The sequence below is a fragment of the Comamonas aquatilis genome, from assembly GCF_965139575.1.
In the GTDB taxonomy this organism is placed as follows: Bacteria; Pseudomonadota; Gammaproteobacteria; order Burkholderiales; family Burkholderiaceae_C; genus Comamonas; species Comamonas aquatilis.
Genome location: NZ_CBCSIW010000018.1, coordinates 1 through 19,031, shown reverse-complemented (window position 1 = coordinate 19,031; position 19,031 = coordinate 1). Strand labels below are relative to the sequence as shown.

21 protein-coding genes are annotated in these 19,031 nt (G+C 60.0%); 4 read left to right on the top strand and 17 right to left on the bottom strand.

Annotation, left to right across the window (positions count from 1 at the left end):
- Nucleotides 1–13 precede the first annotated feature (13 nt).
- From ACNAZA_RS17445 to ACNAZA_RS17365, 17 genes are all read right to left on the bottom strand, one after another.
- Complete coding sequence (locus ACNAZA_RS17445) at nt 14–2,068, bottom strand: TonB-dependent siderophore receptor (protein WP_415797801.1); 2,055 nt, start codon at nt 2,066–2,068, stop codon at nt 14–16.
- A gap of 475 nt (nt 2,069–2,543) precedes the next feature.
- Complete coding sequence (gene ccmI / locus ACNAZA_RS17440; RefSeq protein WP_415797800.1) at nt 2,544–3,818, bottom strand: c-type cytochrome biogenesis protein CcmI; 1,275 nt, start codon at nt 3,816–3,818, stop codon at nt 2,544–2,546.
- A complete protein-coding gene (locus ACNAZA_RS17435; protein ID WP_415797799.1) occupies nt 3,815–4,279 on the bottom strand; it encodes a cytochrome c-type biogenesis protein in 465 nt (154 codons plus the stop codon). Before ACNAZA_RS17435 ends, ccmI begins: the two co-directional genes overlap by 4 nt.
- Nucleotides 4,276–4,794, bottom strand: coding sequence for a DsbE family thiol:disulfide interchange protein (locus ACNAZA_RS17430; protein WP_415797798.1), 519 nt, complete (start codon nt 4,792–4,794; stop codon nt 4,276–4,278). Before ACNAZA_RS17430 ends, ACNAZA_RS17435 begins: the two co-directional genes overlap by 4 nt.
- Nucleotides 4,794–6,800: a heme lyase CcmF/NrfE family subunit gene (locus ACNAZA_RS17425; RefSeq protein WP_415797797.1), complete on the bottom strand. Its 2,007-nt coding sequence runs from the start codon at nt 6,798–6,800 to the stop codon at nt 4,794–4,796. Before ACNAZA_RS17425 ends, ACNAZA_RS17430 begins: the two co-directional genes overlap by 1 nt.
- The gene (gene ccmE, locus ACNAZA_RS17420) at nt 6,797–7,261 is read right to left on the bottom strand and encodes a cytochrome c maturation protein CcmE (RefSeq protein ID WP_415797796.1); all 465 of its coding nucleotides are present in this window, start codon (nt 7,259–7,261) and stop codon (nt 6,797–6,799) included. Before ccmE ends, ACNAZA_RS17425 begins: the two co-directional genes overlap by 4 nt.
- Nucleotides 7,258–7,407 (bottom strand): heme exporter protein CcmD, encoded by a 150-nt coding sequence (locus ACNAZA_RS17415; RefSeq protein WP_415797795.1) that lies wholly within the window; start codon nt 7,405–7,407, stop codon nt 7,258–7,260. The genes ccmE and ACNAZA_RS17415 overlap by 4 nt, the downstream gene beginning before the upstream one ends.
- Nucleotides 7,407–8,168 (bottom strand): heme ABC transporter permease CcmC, encoded by a 762-nt coding sequence (gene ccmC / locus ACNAZA_RS17410; RefSeq protein WP_415797794.1) that lies wholly within the window; start codon nt 8,166–8,168, stop codon nt 7,407–7,409. The genes ACNAZA_RS17415 and ccmC overlap by 1 nt, the downstream gene beginning before the upstream one ends.
- A gap of 1 nt (nt 8,169) precedes the next feature.
- Nucleotides 8,170–8,826 (bottom strand): heme exporter protein CcmB, encoded by a 657-nt coding sequence (gene ccmB, locus ACNAZA_RS17405; protein ID WP_415797793.1) that lies wholly within the window; start codon nt 8,824–8,826, stop codon nt 8,170–8,172.
- Entirely contained in the window at nt 8,820–9,521 is a 702-nt protein-coding gene (gene ccmA / locus ACNAZA_RS17400) for a cytochrome c biogenesis heme-transporting ATPase CcmA (RefSeq protein ID WP_415797792.1), read from the bottom strand. The genes ccmB and ccmA overlap by 7 nt, the downstream gene beginning before the upstream one ends.
- 3 nt (nt 9,522–9,524) lie before the next feature.
- Nucleotides 9,525–10,163, bottom strand: a complete 639-nt coding sequence (locus ACNAZA_RS17395) for a cytochrome c3 family protein (protein WP_120967498.1) — start codon at nt 10,161–10,163, stop codon at nt 9,525–9,527.
- 24 nt (nt 10,164–10,187) lie between these two features.
- Nucleotides 10,188–10,694, bottom strand: coding sequence for a nitrate reductase cytochrome c-type subunit (locus ACNAZA_RS17390; protein ID WP_120967497.1), 507 nt, complete (start codon nt 10,692–10,694; stop codon nt 10,188–10,190).
- A gap of 17 nt (nt 10,695–10,711) precedes the next feature.
- Nucleotides 10,712–13,204 carry a periplasmic nitrate reductase subunit alpha gene (gene napA, locus ACNAZA_RS17385; RefSeq protein ID WP_415797791.1) on the bottom strand — a complete coding sequence of 831 codons (2,493 nt, stop codon included), beginning with the start codon at nt 13,202–13,204 and terminating at the stop codon, nt 10,712–10,714.
- On the bottom strand, nt 13,197–13,481 hold the full coding sequence (locus ACNAZA_RS17380; protein ID WP_415797790.1) for a chaperone NapD: 285 nt from the start codon (nt 13,479–13,481) through the stop codon (nt 13,197–13,199). The genes napA and ACNAZA_RS17380 overlap by 8 nt, the downstream gene beginning before the upstream one ends.
- Nucleotides 13,482–13,492: 11 nt before the next feature.
- Nucleotides 13,493–13,654, bottom strand: a complete 162-nt coding sequence (locus tag ACNAZA_RS17375; protein ID WP_415797789.1) for a periplasmic nitrate reductase, NapE protein — start codon at nt 13,652–13,654, stop codon at nt 13,493–13,495.
- A gap of 255 nt (nt 13,655–13,909) precedes the next feature.
- Nucleotides 13,910–15,394 (bottom strand): sensor histidine kinase, encoded by a 1,485-nt coding sequence (locus ACNAZA_RS17370; protein WP_415797869.1) that lies wholly within the window; start codon nt 15,392–15,394, stop codon nt 13,910–13,912.
- Nucleotides 15,394–16,119, bottom strand: a complete 726-nt coding sequence (locus ACNAZA_RS17365) for a response regulator transcription factor (protein WP_415797788.1) — start codon at nt 16,117–16,119, stop codon at nt 15,394–15,396. The genes ACNAZA_RS17370 and ACNAZA_RS17365 overlap by 1 nt, the downstream gene beginning before the upstream one ends.
- A gap of 98 nt (nt 16,120–16,217) precedes the next feature.
- On the opposite strand from ACNAZA_RS17365, the gene ACNAZA_RS17360 reads away from it, so the two are divergent.
- From ACNAZA_RS17360 to msrA, 4 genes are all read left to right on the top strand, one after another.
- Nucleotides 16,218–16,859, top strand: a complete 642-nt coding sequence (locus ACNAZA_RS17360; protein WP_415797787.1) for a cytochrome b/b6 domain-containing protein — start codon at nt 16,218–16,220, stop codon at nt 16,857–16,859.
- Nucleotides 16,856–17,647, top strand: coding sequence for a molybdopterin-binding protein (locus ACNAZA_RS17355; protein WP_415797786.1), 792 nt, complete (start codon nt 16,856–16,858; stop codon nt 17,645–17,647). Before ACNAZA_RS17360 ends, ACNAZA_RS17355 begins: the two co-directional genes overlap by 4 nt.
- 95 nt (nt 17,648–17,742) lie before the next feature.
- Nucleotides 17,743–18,054, top strand: coding sequence for a pentapeptide MXKDX repeat protein (locus ACNAZA_RS17350; RefSeq protein WP_415797785.1), 312 nt, complete (start codon nt 17,743–17,745; stop codon nt 18,052–18,054).
- Nucleotides 18,055–18,181: 127 nt separating this feature from the next.
- Nucleotides 18,182–18,880, top strand: a complete 699-nt coding sequence (gene msrA / locus ACNAZA_RS17345) for a peptide-methionine (S)-S-oxide reductase MsrA (protein WP_415797784.1) — start codon at nt 18,182–18,184, stop codon at nt 18,878–18,880.
- The last annotated feature ends 151 nt before the right edge of the window (nt 18,881–19,031 follow it).

The window sequence follows — 19,031 nt, the reverse complement described above, 5'->3', positions numbered from 1 at the left end:
CTCGCACACCTAATCAGAAGCGACCCTTGAGGGATACGGTCACCGTGCGCTTTTCGCCATAGAAGTTTCCGTAACCCGCATAACCCACGGTGCTGTAGTAAGTCTTGTCGAACAGATTGCCCACATTCATAGCCACGCTCCAGTCCTTGTTGATGGCGTAGCCCACCCGCGCCGACCAAACGGCATAGCCAGGCGAAGTGAAGTTGTAAGGCGTCCAGGCGCCGTCATAGCGACCGGTGCTCGGGTTGTAGGCACTGATGCCCGAAGCCCGGAAGTTGGAGCCTTGCGCCACCACGCCAGCGCCCAGGCTCCAGCCGCGCAGTGCGCCGCTCATGCGGTAGTCCGCCCAGGCCTTGAACAGATGCCGTGGAGTCACGGTGCTGAACTGGGCGTTGTCCTTGCGCCTGTCTTGATTGCTGTTGTAGGTATAGCCCACGGCCACCTGGAAGTTGGGAGTAATGCGCCCCGTCATCTCCAGATCAAGACCCTGACTCAGCTGGTAGCCATCACGAAAATAGCAGCAGCCGCCGCGCCAGTCTGTTTGTGGATAGGCTGGGTCATAGACCGCCTGGCCCCTCTTCTCGGTACGAAACAGGGCGGCACTGGCCATCAGATCCTTGTTCAGCTCTCCCTTGATGCCCAACTCATAGGTACGCCCACGGACCGGATCCAGGGGCGAGCCAGGCAAAGGTGCCGAGAATTTTCCAGCCTGTGATTGATAGATCTCTGCCGTGCTGGCATACAGGCTGGCCGACTTGGAAAGCTCATAGACCAGTCCGGCATAGGGAACGAACACATTGGATTCACGACTCTTCGAGGTCAGAGCACCGTCCATGTCGTGCTGCGTATTCCTGTCCTGCAGCACATAGCGCCCGCCCAGAATCACGGCCCAGCGGTCTATGGGCCTGAGTCGTACCGAACCATAGAAGCCGGATTTCTGCGCCTGAGTCTGGGAACCATTGGCCCACTCGCCCAGCGGATAGCCCGGATCTGCCGGAGGAATCCGGTTGAACACATCGGCTGGCCCGATTCTGGGCCACAGGCTGCGATAGAAGTTGCTGGAGCGGTGTTGATCGAAGCCCAGTATCACATCGTGGCGCTGGCCAAATGCGTCAAAGCCGCCTTGAAGATTGATGTCGAAGCTAGTCTCGCGCTCGCGCGACTTGGCCTGATGTATCCACCAGTCCGTACCCAGCAAGGTGCCGGGTTCCGGAGCACTTTCGATTTCGGCCGCATTGATGCCTTCATTGAAGCGCGTATGCCTCAGCTGCGTCTTGAGCAACCAATCGGCATTGAGCTGGTGCTCAAGCTTGGCAAACACCGTCGTGTTTTCTCGGTTGATCCAATTCCAGGGTGCGCCAAAGTTGGTGTTGCGCGGAAAACCGATATCGGTGCCGTCCGCATAACGCGGCAGGCTGGCATTAAAACCGGTGTTGCGATCTTTTTGGTAGCTGGCGCCCAGCGTTGCAATCGTGCTGGAGGTCAAATCGAACTCCAACGCGCCATACAGCATCTGTCGCTTGAGCTTGGAGGGTTCCGCCATTTCGCGGCGATCATGGTTGACCGCAACAAAGCGCCCTCTCACGCTGCCGGACTGGTTCAACGCCCCCGTGGTATCGATCTCTGCACGATAGTTGTTCAAAGTCCCGCCGGAAAGCAGCACCTGCGTCTGGCGCTTGGCAAGCGGCCTCTTGTAAGTGAAATTGAGAACACCGCCGGCTTCTCCGGCGCCGAACATACCGTCGGCCCCGCGAAGCAGACTCACGCTATCGAATTGCGCCATGTCCAGGTTGCGGTTGCCAGAGCGTGTAGAGCCGGCAGCGCCGCCATCAAAGCGCACATTCGAGATCGACATACCGCGCGACAGGTAGGTGGTATCGAGCCACGTCTCCTCACGCGTCACCCCAGTCGTGTAGTTCATCACGTCATCCAGGGTTCGCATGGCCTGGTCATCCATGCGTTGGCGCGTGACAACGGTCACCGACTGTGGAATTTCGCGCAAAGACTGAGTCGTCTTGCCGACCTCGACGCCCTGGGGAATATAGGAATCGACAGCTTCCCCATACACGCTTGGGGCGGCCTTCTCGGTAACCGTGACCTCCGCCAAAGTGGAGGCAGTTTCAGCTGAAGAGCCGCTTTGCGCGAAGCTGACGTGGGGAAGAAGGCAAACCAAACCTGCTGCAACAGCAGTGCTGCGAAACGAAAATGGCAAAGCCCCGCTGGCGGGACGGTACGAACGATCTAGCATGAGCAATTCAGGTGCAAACCATGGGAGGCCCTCGACAGAGATCGCTTTTCGATCACTTCAAGAGGCAGTGAATGCTGTGGCTAGGTCGGAAGAAACCGCATGCGGGCTAGCAGCTCACAAGAAAAAGAATGATTCTCACTTGCGTTGCCAGCAATTGTAAAGCAGGCGTAAAGAAATTTTCATGTGATGACACAGCTTCAGCCTTTGTCCGACAAAACTGGCCGATGTTAAGCAGCGTGAATCAAAGCCAGAAGCGTGCCATATCTGCCGCCTGGCGGCTCCTCTTTGTTAAAGCCTAGGGAACAGCACCAAGCTCCAACACCAGGGCTGAGGCCCCAGGTGCAGCCACCAAAGCGGGGCTGTAGACATCACCATTTTTTGGCATTGCCTGGCCGTCAAGCGACAGCCGCGCCTGCACTCGCAGTGCAGCAAAGGCCGGCAGAGCGACGGAGGGATCAAGCAGGTTTTCAGGGCCCAATGTGAAATGCGTGGGCAAAGCGCTTGCAGGCAAGCGCAGCACAGCCACCGGTCGAGGATGGCCGTCGGCACGTACCACTACAAAGACCTGGGCCTGTGTGCCCTGAATCTGCGCGGTGTGAGTTGTCTGTCCAGCAGCCCAGCGCAACTCGCCACTGAGTCGGCTCGGCGATGTCTCTGGAACCTTGGCCTTGGCTGCCACCGGCTGCCCGCCTTCCTGCGACAAGGTTTCCAGCTTGAGCAAATCGTCTTGCACACGCAGCGCCAGATCCGAGCCTGGCTCCAGCAAGGCCAGCAAAGCCTGCCAATGCTTGCGTGCCTGCCCCAGCTCGCCAAGACGCAAGGCTGCACTACCCGCCAGAGCCAAGGCCTTGGGTTGCGTTGGTTGCAGCTTAAGCGCCTGGGCAATGGCCTGGCCTGCTTCACCATCCAGGCTGCCGCCACGCGCAGAAGCCAGGGCATCGGCCATATCGGCCCATAGCATGGCCTGAACTTCTGCATCCATCTGGCTGTGCTGCGCCTCTTGCAAGGCCTGACGCCAGGCCTGGGCCGCGTCGTCGTAGCGCTCCAGAGTTTCATAAGAGCGAGCCAGCATCACCCAGGCGGGCAGATTCTGCGGCTGCTCCTGCAGGCGACGGGCCAGTCCGTCCACCATGGCTTGCACCTGATCATTTTGCCCGCTATGCGCATCGGGTTGCGCCTGTGTCAGCCGGGCAGCGGCCTGCGGATCACCCACCTGCAAATACAGTCCAAACGCAGCAACCGGCAGCAGCACGGCCAGCGCCAGGGCGCTGCCACGCTTGACCCAGGCGCTCTGGCGCCAGGCGGCCGAGCGCTTGGGCCTTTCAAGCTCGTTCAACAAGCGGCGCTGCAACTCTTCCATGGCCTGGGCATGATCGGTCTCGCTCAGGCGCGATCCCTGCCGTTCCTGCTCCAGCTCGGCCAGTTGGGCCTGGTACAGGCGTCTCAGCTTTACCTCATCACGCTCGGCTGGGACCGATGTCGTCTCAGTCAGCAGCGGCGGCAGCAATACCGCCAAACTCAGCAGCATCAAAGCAATGGCTCCCAGCCACAACCAGTGCATGGCAGTCATGCTTGCTCCTCTTTCTTACCCTCATCCGGCATTTCTTCATCCAGCCATTGCCGGGCTCTCTGACGTTGAGCCTGGGTGAGCGGCACATTCTCGGGGCGACCACGGCGCAAGGTGCGCCGCAGCAGCCAGAATCCGCCCAATGCTGCAAAAAAAGGACCGCACCACAGCAACCAGGTAGACGGTTTCCAAGGCGGGTTGTAGCGCACAAAAGCGCCGTAGCGCTGTTCAAAAAATGCGATCACCTCGGCATTGCTATGGCCTTGCTCAAGCTGGGTACGAATCTCGCGACGCATGTCCTGAGCCATGGGCGCCCGTGATTCGGCCACGGTCTGGTTCTGACAGACAACACAGCGCAGCTGCGCAGCCAGCGCCATTTCCCGATCCTGCAGGTCCTGTGAAGCCTGAGTCTGGGTACAGGCCCAGACCACGGCTGCGGCCGACAGCCATTCACGAAGCCTCATTTCACGCTCCTGATTGCGGGCAGCAGATGATCACGCCAGACCTCAGGCGTCACCGGTCCTGTATGGCGAAAACGCACCCGGCCCTGGCCGTCGATGACAAAGGTTTCGGGCACGCCCTGTATACCGAAATCCATGCCCACGCGGCCATCGGCATCTACTGCCGAAGCTCGGTAAGGGTTGCCGGCAACGCGCAGCAGCGCGCGGGCCTTGTCGGGCTGATCCTTGTAGTTCAGGCCATAGACCGACACCTGGTCCTGCCGAGAAAGCGCCAGCAGCACGGGCAGCTCTTGACGGCAAGGCGCACACCAGGAGGCCCAGACATTGAGCAACCAGACCTGGCCGCGCATGGAGTCCAGTTCCAGGCGCTGACCGGGATCGTCAAGCAGGGGTAAAGCGATGGCCGGCGCCGGCCGATCCAGCAAGGCCGACGGCAAGGCCCGGGGGTCGCGCTGCAAGCCCAAGCCCAGCATGACTGCCAGCCCCAGGAAAATCGCCAGTGGCAGGACAAAACGCATCAGGCAGCCCCTTGCAATGCGGGGCTATCCAGCTGGCTGCGCGTGCGACGCGAGCTCATGCGAAAACGCCTATCCATCAGACTCAGCCCCGCCCCCAAAGCCATCATCAGCGTGCCAATCCACACCCAGTCCATGAAAGGCTTGATCTGCAGACGCACGCTCCAGCGCAAGCCTTGGTCGTCAAGCGGCTCCCCCAGTGCGACGAAGACGTCGCGCGTCCAGCCACTATCAATGGCGGCCTGACTCAGTGCCATGCCCTGGGCGCGATAGACGCGTTTTTCTGGCAGCATGATCCACGCGGCTTGCCCCGGTTTGCCTACACTAAATTGCGCTCGCTGAGCGTCGTAGTTGGGGCCAGCAACCGGTCCCAGACTGTCAAAGCGAAACTGATAGCCGCCAAGCTCCACGGTTTCACCTTGTGCCATTGTGGTCTCGTGCCGGCTTTCAATGCCATCGGCCAGACAGACGGCCAACACGAAAACGCCCACACCCGCATGCGCCATCAACATGCCCCACCAGCCCCAATTCTGGCGTGCCAGACGCTGGCCCAACTGGCCTTTTTCCAGCCCTTGGAAAAGACGCTGCCAGAGATGAACCATGGTGCTCAGGACACACCACAGTCCCAGCGTCAAGCCCAGCAAGGTCGCAGGCGACAGTTGCAGCCCCCACCAGCCGCTGCTCAGCGCAAGCACGAGTGCACAGACCGCGCTCATCACCACGGCCATGCGCAGACGGCGCCACAGCTCGCCAGCGGAGTTGCTTTTCCAGCGTGCCACCGTGCCCACGCCCATCAGCGCCAAAGCAGGCAGCACCAGGGGCAGAAACACGGCTTCAAAGTAAGGGGGTCCCACGGAAATTTTCTCCCCACTCAGCACATCGAGCGCCAGCGGGTACAAGGTGCCGATCAGTACAGCCAGCGCGGCAGCGCTGAACAGCACGTTGTTGATCAGCAGAAAACTCTCTCGCGAGAGCATGGAAAATTGCCCTGAACCCCGCCCTAGCTCAGGCGCACGCCAGGCAAACAGCCACAGCGAGCTGCCCACTACGGCCACTATGAAGCAGAGGATGTAAAGCCCTCGCCCGGGGTCCACGGCAAAAGCGTGCACCGAGGTCAGCACACCGGAGCGCACGAGGAAGGTGCCCAGCAGACACAAAGAGAAGGCACAGATGGCCAGCAGCGCCGACCAACTGCGGAAAGCTCCACGCTGATCGGTGACTATCAGCGAATGCACCAAGGCCGTCCCCATCAGCCAGGGCATGAACGAGGCGTTCTCCACCGGGTCCCAGAACCACCAGCCTCCCCAGCCCAGCACGTAATAGGCCCAGGCGCTGCCCAGCAAAATGCCCAGGGTCAGAAAGCCCCAGGCCGCCAGAGTCCACGAACGTGACCAGCGCGCCCAGGCGGCACCCAGCTCGCCAGAGATCAACGCGGCTAATGCAAAGGCAAACGGCACGGCAAAGCCCACATAACCCATGTAGAGCAAAGGCGGGTGCAGCACCATGCCGGGGTCCTGCAGCAAAGGATTCAGATCCTTACCCTCGGGAGCCGCCGGCACCAGACGGGTGAACGGATTGGATAGAAACAGCAAAAACAATAGCAGGCCCACGCTGATCCAGCCCAGCACGGCCAGTACGCGGGCCACAAAAGCCGGTGGCAGATCTCGGCTACGCCAGGCCACGGCCAGAGTCCAGCCCGACAGCATCAGCTGCCACAGCAGCATGGAGCCTTCGTGCCCGCCCCAGAACGCCGCCAGCTTGTAAGCCATGGGCAGATCGCTGTGTGAATTGGCCGCCACATACAGCACGGAAAAATCGCCCTGCCAAAAACACCAGAACAGGCTGGCAGACGACAGCACGCACAGCAGGAATTGCAAAGCGGCCGCTGGTCTGGCCAGGCGCACCCAGCTGCTCAAGCCCCAATGGGCTCCGACCAGCGGTAGAACTGCCTGCAAGGCTGCGACAACCAAAGCCAGCACGAGGGCGAACACACCAAGCTCAGCAATCATGGCCGTCCTCCTTTTTCTGCTGCTTTATCTGCCGCCTTGTCGGCCGCACTCTTGAGCGCGTGGGCGGCCTCGGGCGGCATATAGTTCTCATCGTGCTTGGCCAGCACTTCGGTGGCATGAAAATACCCTTCTGACGCAAGCTTGCCCGAGACAACCACGCCCTTGCCTTCGCGAAACAGATCGGGCAGCAGGCCTCGGTACTGCACGGGAACGCGCTGCACCTCGTCGGTAACCACGAACTTCAGCAGCAACCCGTCTGCGCTGCGCTGCAAGGAGCCCTGCTCCACCAACCCACCAAGACGAAAAGCCGCCCCATGCGGCACGGAACCAGACTGGACCTGACTCGGGCTATAGAAGAACATCACATTGGAGTTGAGCGCACGCAACACCAGGGCAACGGCGGACGACACCAGAACCAGCCCGGCAAGCACCCACAACAGACGACGCTGGCGCGGCTTCATGGACGATCCTTGGATTCGGATTCGAATGCGTCAAGCGAATCACGGCGGGCGCGGCCGCTGCGGCGGTACAGAAAAAGCAGCTCAAGGCCTATCGCCGCAATGCTTACTCCATAGGCCAGTGCGATGAAAAATGCATGGTCCTGCATTACAGATGCTCCTCACGGCTGCGTTCCAGAATCAAGGCACGGGTTCGCACCAGGGCCACGGCCAACGTATAAGCCCAGCAGGCCAGAGCCATCAGCAACATTCCGGCCAGCATGGTGTAGGTCATGCTGGGCGCAGCATCCATGCGTATGCTTGCCCCCTGGTGCAAGGTGCTCCACCACTGCACGGAGAAATAGATGATGGGAATATTGACCACTCCGGCCAATAGCACGATGGCACCGGCACCGTCGGCACGGCGCGTATCCTCGATGGCCGAGACCATGCCCATATACCCAAGGTACAGGAACAGCAAGATCAGCTCCGAAGTCAGCCTGGCATCCCACACCCACCATGCGCCCCAGGTGGGCTTGCCCCAGGCAGCCCCTGTCCACAAGGCGATGGCTGTGAACAGCGCACCGGTGGGGGCCAGTGCACGGGCCAGCAAAGGCGATAGGCGCGTGCCGTAAATCAGTCCTAAAGCCGCATGAGCAGCGGCCACAAGATAGATGAACATGGACATCCAGGCCGCAGGAACGTGCAGAAAGATGATGCGGTACACCTCACCCTGCTGACTATCGGTAGGAGCCAGTGCAAATCCCACCCACAGGCCTGCGGCTGCCAGCAAGGCGGCCAGCACAGCCATCCAGGGCCAGACCCGGCCCGCCCAGTGGTAGAAAACCGGCGGCGAGGCCAGTCGGCGCCATTGCCGGCCACGGCTGCTCGCAGCAGACGGCGACGAAGATTCGGAAATCAGGGAATTCATATCACTCCAGCGCCAGACGCAAAGCGCCTGCTATGGCCCAGGGGCCGGCCAGAATCGCCAAACATAGCCAGGCGCCCAGCAAATTGAGAGCAGGCGCGGCGCTCAAGCCCTGCTGGGCCTGGGCCACGGCATGGCTGCCGAAGATCAGAACGGGAATGCTCAGCGGCAGCACCAGCAAAGCCAGCAACATCTGCCCTCGCACCCCCAGCGTTAACGCAGCGCCCAGGGCTGCCAGCAGACACAGACTGGGCATGCCCAGCGCCAGCGAGGCCAACAAAATGGCAATCACATCGCCATCCAGGCCATATTGCCAGCCAAGCAAGGGAGCAACCAGCAGCAATGGCATCACGCCCAGCAAGCAATGCGTGGCCACTTTAATACCCACCAACAAGGGCAAAGCTGTGGGTGCCAGCAGCCACTGCTCTAGCGAGCCATCGGCCATGTCGCTCTCAAACAAGCGGTGCTGACCCAGTAGCACGGCCAGCAAGGCCGCTACCCAAACCATGCCCGGGGCAATCTGCTTGAGCAAAGCCGTATCAGGCCCCAAAGCCAGCGGAAAGAGACTGCCTACCAACACGAAAAAGAACAAGCCCCCCAGAACATCGGCAGGCCTTCGGGCGGCCAGTTTCAACTCTCTGGCGCAAACAGCTCTCAGCAAACAGCCACCTGCACATTCTTTGCAGTGGCTTGCGCGGGCGAGGAAAGATCCAGTATCGACATGGCGGATTCCGGCAATATCAGGTTGCGATGCGATGCAACCACCGCCATACCGCCTCCTGCCAGATGCTGCTCCAAGGCCTGGCCCAGATACTGTTCGCCCTGCATGTCAAGGCAGTTGTCGGGCTCGTCCAGCAGCCACAGCGGACGCTGGCCCAGCAAGACCCGCGCCAGGCCTAGGCGCCTGCGCTGCCCCTGGGACAAGCGACCAAATGGCCGTGAGGCCACATCATTCAGCGTCAAAGCCTGAAGGACGATCTGCACCGCAGTCTTATCCCAGGACACGGCCATCAACTGCAATGAAAAATGCAGATTCTCCAGCCCGGTCAGGGTATCGCTCATTCCAGCCTGATGCCCCAAATAGGCCAGTTGTCCCTGGTAAGCGGCATCCGCTGCTCTCACCTCCTTGCCGCACCAGTGCAGGCGGCCCGCACGCCAAGGCAGCAGACCGGCCAGACAACGCAGCAGGCTGCTCTTGCCAGCACCGTTATGACCTCTCAACATCAAAAGCTGACCGGAACCCAGTTCCAGACTACGATCACGAAACAGCACCCGGCCGCCGCGTATGCAACCCAGGCCGGAAACTGAAAGAGAGTGCGAGAGGCGCGGGCCAGCTGCCGCGTCAAAATCTTGCATGCGTTACTGAGCCAAGGCGAGCGGTGACCCAGGCACCTTTTGACCAGGCGAATCGCTGGGACCTTGGCCGGGCGGGATATGGGGCAACTTATGGGCAATGCCCTTGTGGCAATCAATACAGGTTTTTTCCTTGCTGGCCAGATAGGTGTTGTGCATGTTCTGGGCACGCAGACTCTGGCGCGTCATGTCCATGGAGTCATAGTTATGACAGTTGCGGCATTCCAGCGAGTCATTGGCCTTCAGGCGCGCCCATTCATGCTGCGCCAGCTCCAGCCGCTTGGCCTGGAATTTTTCAGGCGTGTCTATGGTGCCGAAGATCTTGCCCCAGACCTCTTTGGAGGCCTGCATCTTGCGGGCAATCTTGTCGGTCCAGTCATGCGGAACGTGGCAGTCGGAACACACGGCACGCACGCCAGAGCGATTGGTGTAGTGGATCGTGCTCTTGAGTTCAGCAAACACGTTTTCCCGCATTTCATGGCAACCGGTACAGAATTTCTCCGTATTGGTCAGTTCCATGGCGGTATTGAATGCGCCCCAGAACAAAATTCCGCCGACGAAGCCGCCTATGGTCAGAAAGCCCAGACTGAAATGCACACTGGGGCGGCGAATCACCGCCCAGTAGCGCTTGAGAAGTGTCAACATAAATGGACCTCGTGCGCCGCAGCGTCAGTTTTTCTTGGATGCCTTGCCCGACTGGGCCTGCATGGCCTTGAGGATCACGGTGTCCACATCCTCGAAGGTATTGCTGACCAGGGGGCGCACGGCATCCTGGGCCACATGGCACTGCTGACAGAAATAGCGCCGCGTGGACACCTGGCCCAGCATGCGGCCATCACGATCCATGTAGTGCGTCACCGATACCGGTATGGCCTGGGAAATCTCGGCCTTGGTACGTGAGTGGCAATCCATGCACTTGTTGAAATTCTTGTCCACCTGATAGCCGTCCACACGATGAGGAATCGTGGGCGGTTGCCAGGTGTAGTTGCGCGTGCGACGCACATCGTCGTTGATGGCATTGCCCAGCACCGGCGGCTTGGTGGCTTGCATGATGGGCGTGGTTCCGCGCGCCGCATCGTAGAACGTCTCGGCAACAGCAGATGGCCCCCAGGCCATGCCCGTGCACAGCATCAGGGGCACGACCAAAGCACGAACGAAATGACGGATGAAATTCATGACCCACACTCCTTTCGTCACACCTTGGTGATCTTCACGGCACACTTCTTGAAGTCCGTCTGCAGCGAGATCGGATCGGTTGCGTCCAGTGTCACCTTGTTGATCAACTGGCTGGCATCGAACCAAGGCACATAGACCAGGCCGCGCGGCGGCTTGTTGCGACCCCGGGTTTCGACACGGGTACGCATGGAACCACGCCGTGAAGACACCTCCACCTGACTGCCCCGGCGCAAGCCCATGGCCTTGGCATCGTCGGGATGCATATAGCACAGCGCATTGGGTACGGCACGGTGCAGCTCGGGCACGCGCCGGGTCATGGAGCCCGAGTGCCAATGCTCAAGCACCCGGCCCGTGGAAAGCCAGAACGGATAGTCCTTGTCAGGTGCTTCGGCGGCCGGCTCATAGGGCAGAGCAAAGATGTTGGCCTTGCCGTCAGGGTTGCCGTAGAACTGGTACTCAGTGCCCGGCTTCACATAAGGATCCGTGCCTTCACGGTAGCGCCAGCGGGTCTCCTTGCCGTTGACCACCGGCCAGCGCAGACCACGCACCTTGTGATATTCGTCGAACGGTGCCAGATCGTGCCCGTGGCCGCGACCGAAGGTCGCGTACTCTTCAAACAGACCTTTTTGCACATAAAAGCCGAACTGCTTGGCCTCATCGTTCTCATAGGCCGGGTCCATTTCGGCCAGAGCAAACTTGTCCACCTGACCGTTGCGATACAGCACATCGAACAAGGTCTTGCCACGCAGCTGGGGCTTCTTGGCCAGCAACTCCTCGGGCCAGACTTCCTCGACCTTGAAACGCTTGGCAAACTCCATCAGCTGCCACAGGTCGGAGCGGCACTCGCCAGGTGCTTTCACCAACTGATGCCAGAAGTGCGTGCGACGCTCGGCATTGCCATAGGCACCCTCCTTCTCCACCCACATGGCCGTAGGCAGGATCAGGTCAGCCGCCACGGCGGTGACGGTCGGGTAGACATCGGAGACCACCACGAAATTTTCGGGATTGCGGTAGCCCGGATAGCCTTCCTGTGCCAGATTGGCACCGGCCTGGATATTGTTGTTGACCATGACCCAGTAGGCATTGAGCTTGCCATCCTTGAGCATGCGGTTTTGCTCGACCGCGTGGTAGCCGGGCTTGGGCGGGATCGTGCCTTCTGGCAGCTTCCAGATGGTTTCCGCCGTCTTGCGGTGCTCGGGATTGGTCACCACCATGTCCGCGGGCAGACGGTGAGAGAAGGTTCCCACTTCGCGCGCCGTGCCGCAGGCCGAGGGCTGGCCCGTCAGCGAAAACGGGCTGTTGCCCGGTGTGGCAATCTTGCCCAGCAACAGATGAATGTTGTAGACCAGATTGTTGGCCCAGACACCACGTGTGTGCTGATTGAAGCCCATGGTCCAGAACGACACCACCTTGCTGTTGGGGTCGGCATACAGCTCTGCCAGGGCCTTGAGCCGATTGGCCGCAACCCCTGTGAGCTTGGCCGTGTAGTCCAGCGTATAAGTGGAGACAAACTTGGCGTATTCCTCAAAGCTCATGGGCTTGGCGCCGCCGGGATCATTCGCGTTCTTGGCCGCTCTTTGCAGCGGATGCTCGGGACGCAGGCCGTAACCGATGTCGGTGTTGCCCAGCTTGAAATTGCAGTGCTTGGAGACGAACTCCTTGTTGACGCGCCCCGTGACAATGATGTGGTTAGCGATGTAATTGAGAATCGCCAGATCGGTCTGGGGCTTGAAGGTCAGCTCCAGATCCGCCAGTTCGTAGGAGCGATGCTCGAAGGTGGAGAGCACGGCCACTTTCACGCCCGGCGTGGAAAGGCGGCGGTCCGTCACCCGCGTCCACAGCACTGGGTGCATCTCGGCCATGTTGGAGCCCCACAACACAAAGGCGGTCGCGGCCTCGATATCGTCGTAACAGCCCATGGGCTCGTCCATGCCGAAAGTGCGCATGAAGCCTGCGACGGCCGAGGCCATGCAGTGGCGGGCATTGGGGTCGATATTGTTGGTGCGAAAGCCCGCCTTGAACAGCTTGGAGGCCGCATAGCCCTCCCAGACCGTCCATTGACCAGAGCCGAACATGCCCACGGCATCGGCCCCTTTGGCCTTGATTGTTTTCTTGAACTGCTCGGCCATGACATCGAATGCCGTATCCCAGGACACCGGCTGGAACTCGCCATCCTTGGCGTAGCGGCCGTTTTTCATGCGCAGCAGCGGCTGGGTCAGACGATCACCGCCATACATGATCTTGGACAGGAAATAGCCCTTGACGCAGTTGAGGCCTCGGTTGACCTCGGCTTCCGGATCGCCCTGGGTAGCCACCACGCGGTTTTCCTTGACGGCGACCATGACGCCGCAGCCGGTGCCGCAAAAGCGGCAAGGAGCCTTGGACCACTTCAGTCCGACATCCGCGGCCGCGACACTGCCTTGCGACAGAACTTCAATGGGAATGCCGGCCACAGCGCCTGCAGCGGCGGCAGCGGATTGACGGACAAAGTCGCGCCTGGTGCTAGTCATGTTCTACCCCTTGATTGAGTGATTGCCAGCTTTCCGCATGCTGGTAGACGAGTGAGGCGTTGATCACCCCCTGGAGTTGCTCGATTTGAGACACACGATCCAGAATTTCCCTTGCATGGGGTGCTTCCAGCGTCACCACCAGCTTGCCGCTGGGGTGGCTTCCATGCACCTTGGCACCGTCGATGGCGGCCAGCCCGTGGGCCACCTGCGCCAATGCCTGGGGAATTACATGCACCACCAGACTGGTGATGTGCAACTCATCGTTCGTATCGGGCATGCGCAATGCCCTCATGCGTGCGGAGGCCCGCCGATCAGCATCTGATAGATCCAGACCAGAAAACCATAGCTGGCAATCAGCACACCAGAGAGCACTGGGGCCATCACCACCGTCATAAAGACAAAACTACGCAGCTCTTCCGAGCGCGTCGAGTGGGGCTGAGGATTCGTCATAGTTCAATCTCCGCTTGCTGGATACCATGGCATCCGTAATCTGGCTAAAGAGATGCAGATAGACAATTCTGCCCAGAGATTACAGGCAAGCGGACATAGTCACAAGCAACTTGATCATTCCTTGCGCTATGACAAGATCACCGCTCTTCGTCATCAGTCGGTCATGGATGATTGCTGGCGCCCTGGAAAAATGAGTCTGGCGCGTTGATTTAGCAGGCTAGGCGTGCCCTCCCTGGGAAAGACACGCCGCAATTCTCAGTACCCCGCCCCGGTAAGCTGAAAGCGAAATACCGCGCCCTTGTCTGGCAAGCGCACCAGCTGAATATCGCTGCCGTGCAATTGCAGAATGCGCTTGACGATCACCAGACCCAGGCCGCCGCTGCCGGATCGCTCTGAGCTTGCGCCACTCATAAAGGCCGGGCGTATGAACAAGGACTGCTGCAGTTCGGCCGGTATGCCGGCACCGGTATCGCTCACCTGTACGGCCACGCCCGCGTTCTGGGGACTCAGCTGCACCACGATTTCACCGCCCGTGGGCGTGTGGCGAATGGCGTTATCCAGCAGATTTGTCAGAACACGTTCAATCATGCCCAAGTCGGCAGACACTACAGGAAGATTGGACGCAATATCGGGCCTGAGCCTTTGCTGACGGGCTTCGGCCGCCAGTTCGAATTTCTGGAATACGTCCTGCACCAGGTCGGCCAAGGCAAAATTTTCCCTCTCGGGCTTGACCACGCCGTACTCAAGCCTTGCCAGCTCGAAGACCTCTTGGGCCAGCCGCCCGACCTTACGACTCTGGCCCAGTGCAATTTCCAGGTAGCGTCGTCGTTCGGTCTCGTCAAGCGTGGCAGCCTTGAGCATCAAGGTCTCCAGATAGCCATGCAGCGAGGTCAGCGGCGTGCGCAAATCGTGGGAGATATTGGCAAACAGTTCCCGGCGCTGCTGGTCTTGCAGTGTCAGCTCGCGCCACTGCTCGGCAATGCGCTGCTTCATCTGCATGAAGGCCTGACCCAGTTGCGCAATCTCGTCGTGCCCTTGCGACAGACGCTCCAACCTGGGCGCCTCGTTCTCCAGCGCCGCAACGCCTTCGGTTTCAAAACGCTTGACCACAGCCGTCAGCTCGCGCAGCGGCCGGGTGATGAGGCGAAATGCGGCCAGACCCGCCAGCAAACCCAGCAAAGCAACCAGCCCCGTCAACCACAGCGTGGTCCGCAGCACGTTGTCGGCCACCGTATTGGCGACCAGCGCATCATGCTCCTCGCCCTGAAGCACCACATAGACATAGCCCGCATCACGCCCTCCCACGCGCAGCGGGGCCGCGCTGAACACTTTGCGAGCATCCAGGCTGCGCGGATCGTCACCCACAATCGGCAGCGCTATGCCGGCGAGCAGGTCACGAACCGGCTTCAGATCGACTTTATCGCGCTTCAAATGCCCTGGCGGTGCGGCCTGCGCCTCGATGCGACCGTCCAGTCCCAGCAGATAAACCTCCACGCTGGGATTGACGGCCATGAGCTTGTCAAACAAATCCTTCACCGCCTCCTGGTTCAGGCCGCCGGGCTTCATCAACTCTGCATTCCCTGCAATATGGGCTGCCAGCCCGCTGGACAGGCGCTGAATCACCTCCTGCTCGTGCTTGCCATTGGAGCGAACCTGCAGCCAGACCGAGGCGCCGCAGCACACCAGCAGCAAGACAGCGAACACGGTCGACAGCCGTCTCGACAAGGAGGCCCAGGCCATCATGGTGCCTCCTCCTCACCGGCAGAGGCAGACAGCTTGTACCCATGACCCCAGACCGTGAGTATCCGGCGCGGTTGCGCGGGGTCGGTTTCTATCTTCAAGCGCAGCCGGTTGATATGGGTGTTGACGGTGTGCTCATATCCATCGTGCTGATAACCCCAGACCTGGTTGAGCAGGTCCAGGCGTGAAAACACTTTGCCGGGGCTGCGCGCAAAAAAGTACAGCAAATCGAATTCGCGCGGCGTGAGCTCGATGAGCTTGCCGCTGACCCGTACCTCCCGGGCCAGTGGTTCGATGTCGATTTCGGCAATCGAGAGACTGCCGGACTCCATGCGTGCATTGCGGGCCAGCGCGTCATTGCGCCGCAGCAGCGCCTTGACGCGGGCCACCAGTTCCAGCACCGAAAAAGGCTTGGCCAGATAGTCGTCCGCACCCAGTTCCAAGCCGAGAATGCGGTGTACCTCACTGGAGCGGGCGCTGATGATGATGATGGGTGTGTAGCGTGCCATGGCGCGGGCCCGGCGGCAGATTTCCAGGCCGTCAATGCCCGGAAGCATCAGGTCCAGCACCAGCGCATCCCAGTTGCTGCGTTCCAGTTCACGCAGGCCCGCATGGCCGTCGGCCGCATGCTCGACGGCATAGCCCTCATCGCGCAGATGCAAACGCAAAAGCTCCGCAATGTGGAGGTCGTCCTCGACGATCAGTACGCGTTTGGTTGATTCCATAGATAGGCATTTTCTCGCGATACGCGCTGGGGAGTTATCACAATTAATTGAACTTTGCGTGATATATCGGCCATGAGGTGCGCCCAACAATGGCCTCCATGAACAGCACCATCATCGCCCCTCTCGCCGGCACGGCCGATGTTCGGCCCATTCATCCGCTGTGGATGCGAATCACGCACTGGCTCAACGCCCTGGCCGTGGTGATCCTGACCATGAGCGGCTGGCGAATTTACGACGCCTCGCCCTTTTTTCCTTTCACCATCCCGCCTGCCATCACCCTGGGCGGCTGGCTTGGCGGCGCGCTTCAATGGCATTTCGCTGCCATGTGGCTGCTGGTTTTCAACGGCTTGCTGTATCTGGCGCTCAATATTTTCAGCGGCAGATTACGGCGCAAATTCCTGCCACTCAGCTTCAAGGGTGTGGTGCACGACCTGATCGAGGCACTCCAGGGCAGGCTCTCGCACGCCAACCCGCGTCAGTACAACCATGTGCAAAAGCTGGCCTATCTGTTCGTGGTCCTGGATCTGATTGTGATCGTGCTGTCCGGCCTAGTGCTGTGGAAATCGGTGCAATTCCCCCTGCTGCGCCAATTGATGGGCGGCTACGAGTTTGCCCGACGCATTCACTTCGTGGGCATGGCAGCCATGCTGGCCTTTGTTGCTGTGCATCTGGTGATGGTGGCCCTGGTGCCCCGCACCCTGCTCACCATGATCAGCGGCCGCGCGCCCAAAACACTATGAAAATATTCAAAGCCCCCACCTTGAGCGGCGTGGATGCCGATGCCGCAGTACGCGAAGCCCGTGTGCTGATTGCCAGAAAGCTCGACCAGCCTGCCCGCCGCGCCTTTTTGCAACGATCGTTCACGCTGGGTGGTCTGTCACTGCTGACCGGTTGCAGCATCAGCGATGACGCCCACGTAGAGGCAGCGCTGGGCAAGATATCGCGCTTCAACGACAAGGTGCAAGCGCTGATCTTCAGCCCCACACAGCTGGCGCCCACCTATACCGATGCAGAGATCACGCGGCCCTTTCCTTTCAATGCCTACTACAGCGAAGACGAGGTGCGCGTGGTGGACGAGGCCAGCTATCGACTGGAAGTGACAGGCCTGGTCGCGGACAAGCATGCCTGGACCCTGGCCGAGTTGCGAGCCATGGCGCAGGAGGACCAGATTACGCGCCATATCTGTGTTGAAGGCTGGAGTGCCATAGGCAAATGGGGTGGCGTGCGCTTTTCTGATTTTCTGCGCCATATCGGTGCCGACACCACGGCCAAATACGTGGGCTTCAAGTGCGCCGACGACTACTACACCAGCATTGACATGCCTACCGCGCTGCACCCGCAGACGCTTTTGACGCTGAGCTATGACGGCCAGCCGCTACCGCCCAAATACGGCTTTCCCATGAAGCTGCGCATGCCGACCAAGCTTGGCTACAAGAACCCCAAGCACATTCAGGCCATCTTCGTGACCAACACCTATTCCGGTGGCTACTGGGAAGACCAGGGCTACAACTGGTTCGGAGGCAGCTGAGGGAGCTTTCCTCGGCAGCCAAAGAAAGCGCGAGGCCGTGTTCCCAGGAACCGAGCCTATCTTTTGACCATGACAACTCAACTGAAAGCATCCAAATGAACAAGCTCACCACTACCGTACTCGCCACCTGCCTTGCCTTTGCTGGAGCCTCCGCTTTTGCCATGGGCGATATGTCCAAGGACAACATGGCTAAGGACGGCATGGCCAAGGATTCCATGTCCAAGGACGGGATGAAGAAAGACCATATGGGCAAGGACTCCATGTCCAAAGACGGCATGAAGAAAGACCATATGGGCAAGGACTCCATGGCCAAGGACGGCATGAAGAAAGACGCCATGGGCAAGGACTCCATGGCCAAGGACGGCATGAAGAAAGATGCCATGGGCAAGGACTCCATGGCCAAATAAGCGCTGAACCGGAATCGCTCTACCCGCCTGTTGACCCGCAGCGGGTTGAGCGCCAAGGTTGATGCACCCGCTATGCCCGAAGCCGACCTATGCCGTCCCGCAACAGCCATCTGCAAAAGGAGTTTTCATGAAAACCAGCACTCTCGCAGCCTGCAGCCTGGCTGCTGCGGCATTGCTCCTGCAAGCCGGGCCCTCACTGGCGCAAACAACGCGCCGGGTTCCGCCCCCCATCAGCGATATCGCTGCCACCACGGCCGGGAGCGACAACGCCGTCTTTGCCGGCGGTTGCTTCTGGGGTGTTCAAGGCGTGTTCCAGCACGTCAAAGGCGTGAGCAATGCGGTCTCCGGCTATTCGGGCGGTGAGGCCAAATCGGCGCGCTATGACCACGTGGGCTCGGGCCGCACCGGTCACGCCGAAGCGGTGCGCATCACTTACGACCCCCAACTCATCAGCTACGGCAAGCTGCTGCAGATTTATTTTTCGGTGGCGCACGACCCCACCGAGCTAAATCGCCAGGGCCCTGACCGAGGCACGCAATACCGCTCCACCGTATTTGCACAAAATCCCGAGCAGGCACGCATTGCCAAGGAATACATAGCCCAGCTCAACCAGGCCAAAACCTATGGCAAGCCGCTGGCCACGACGATCGAGATGTCCAAGCCTTTTTATGCGGCCGAGGATTACCACCAGGACTATCTGACACTGCACCCGAATCAGCCCTATATCGTCATCAATGACCTGCCCAAGATTGAGGACCTCAAGCGGTCGTTCCCCAAGGTCTACAAAGCCACACCTTCGCTGGTTCGCTCGAGCAAGAGCAGTTGATGAAGGCTGCCCCGCTTCAAGCGCGATCGAAAAGCTATTGATTCAATAGCCGGTTGCGCTTTATTTGCCTAACTTATAAAGCAATATTGCATTGAGTGGCTTGTTGATCAAGCGCTGACAGCTATCAAATTCATAGACAGCAAAGGCCTGC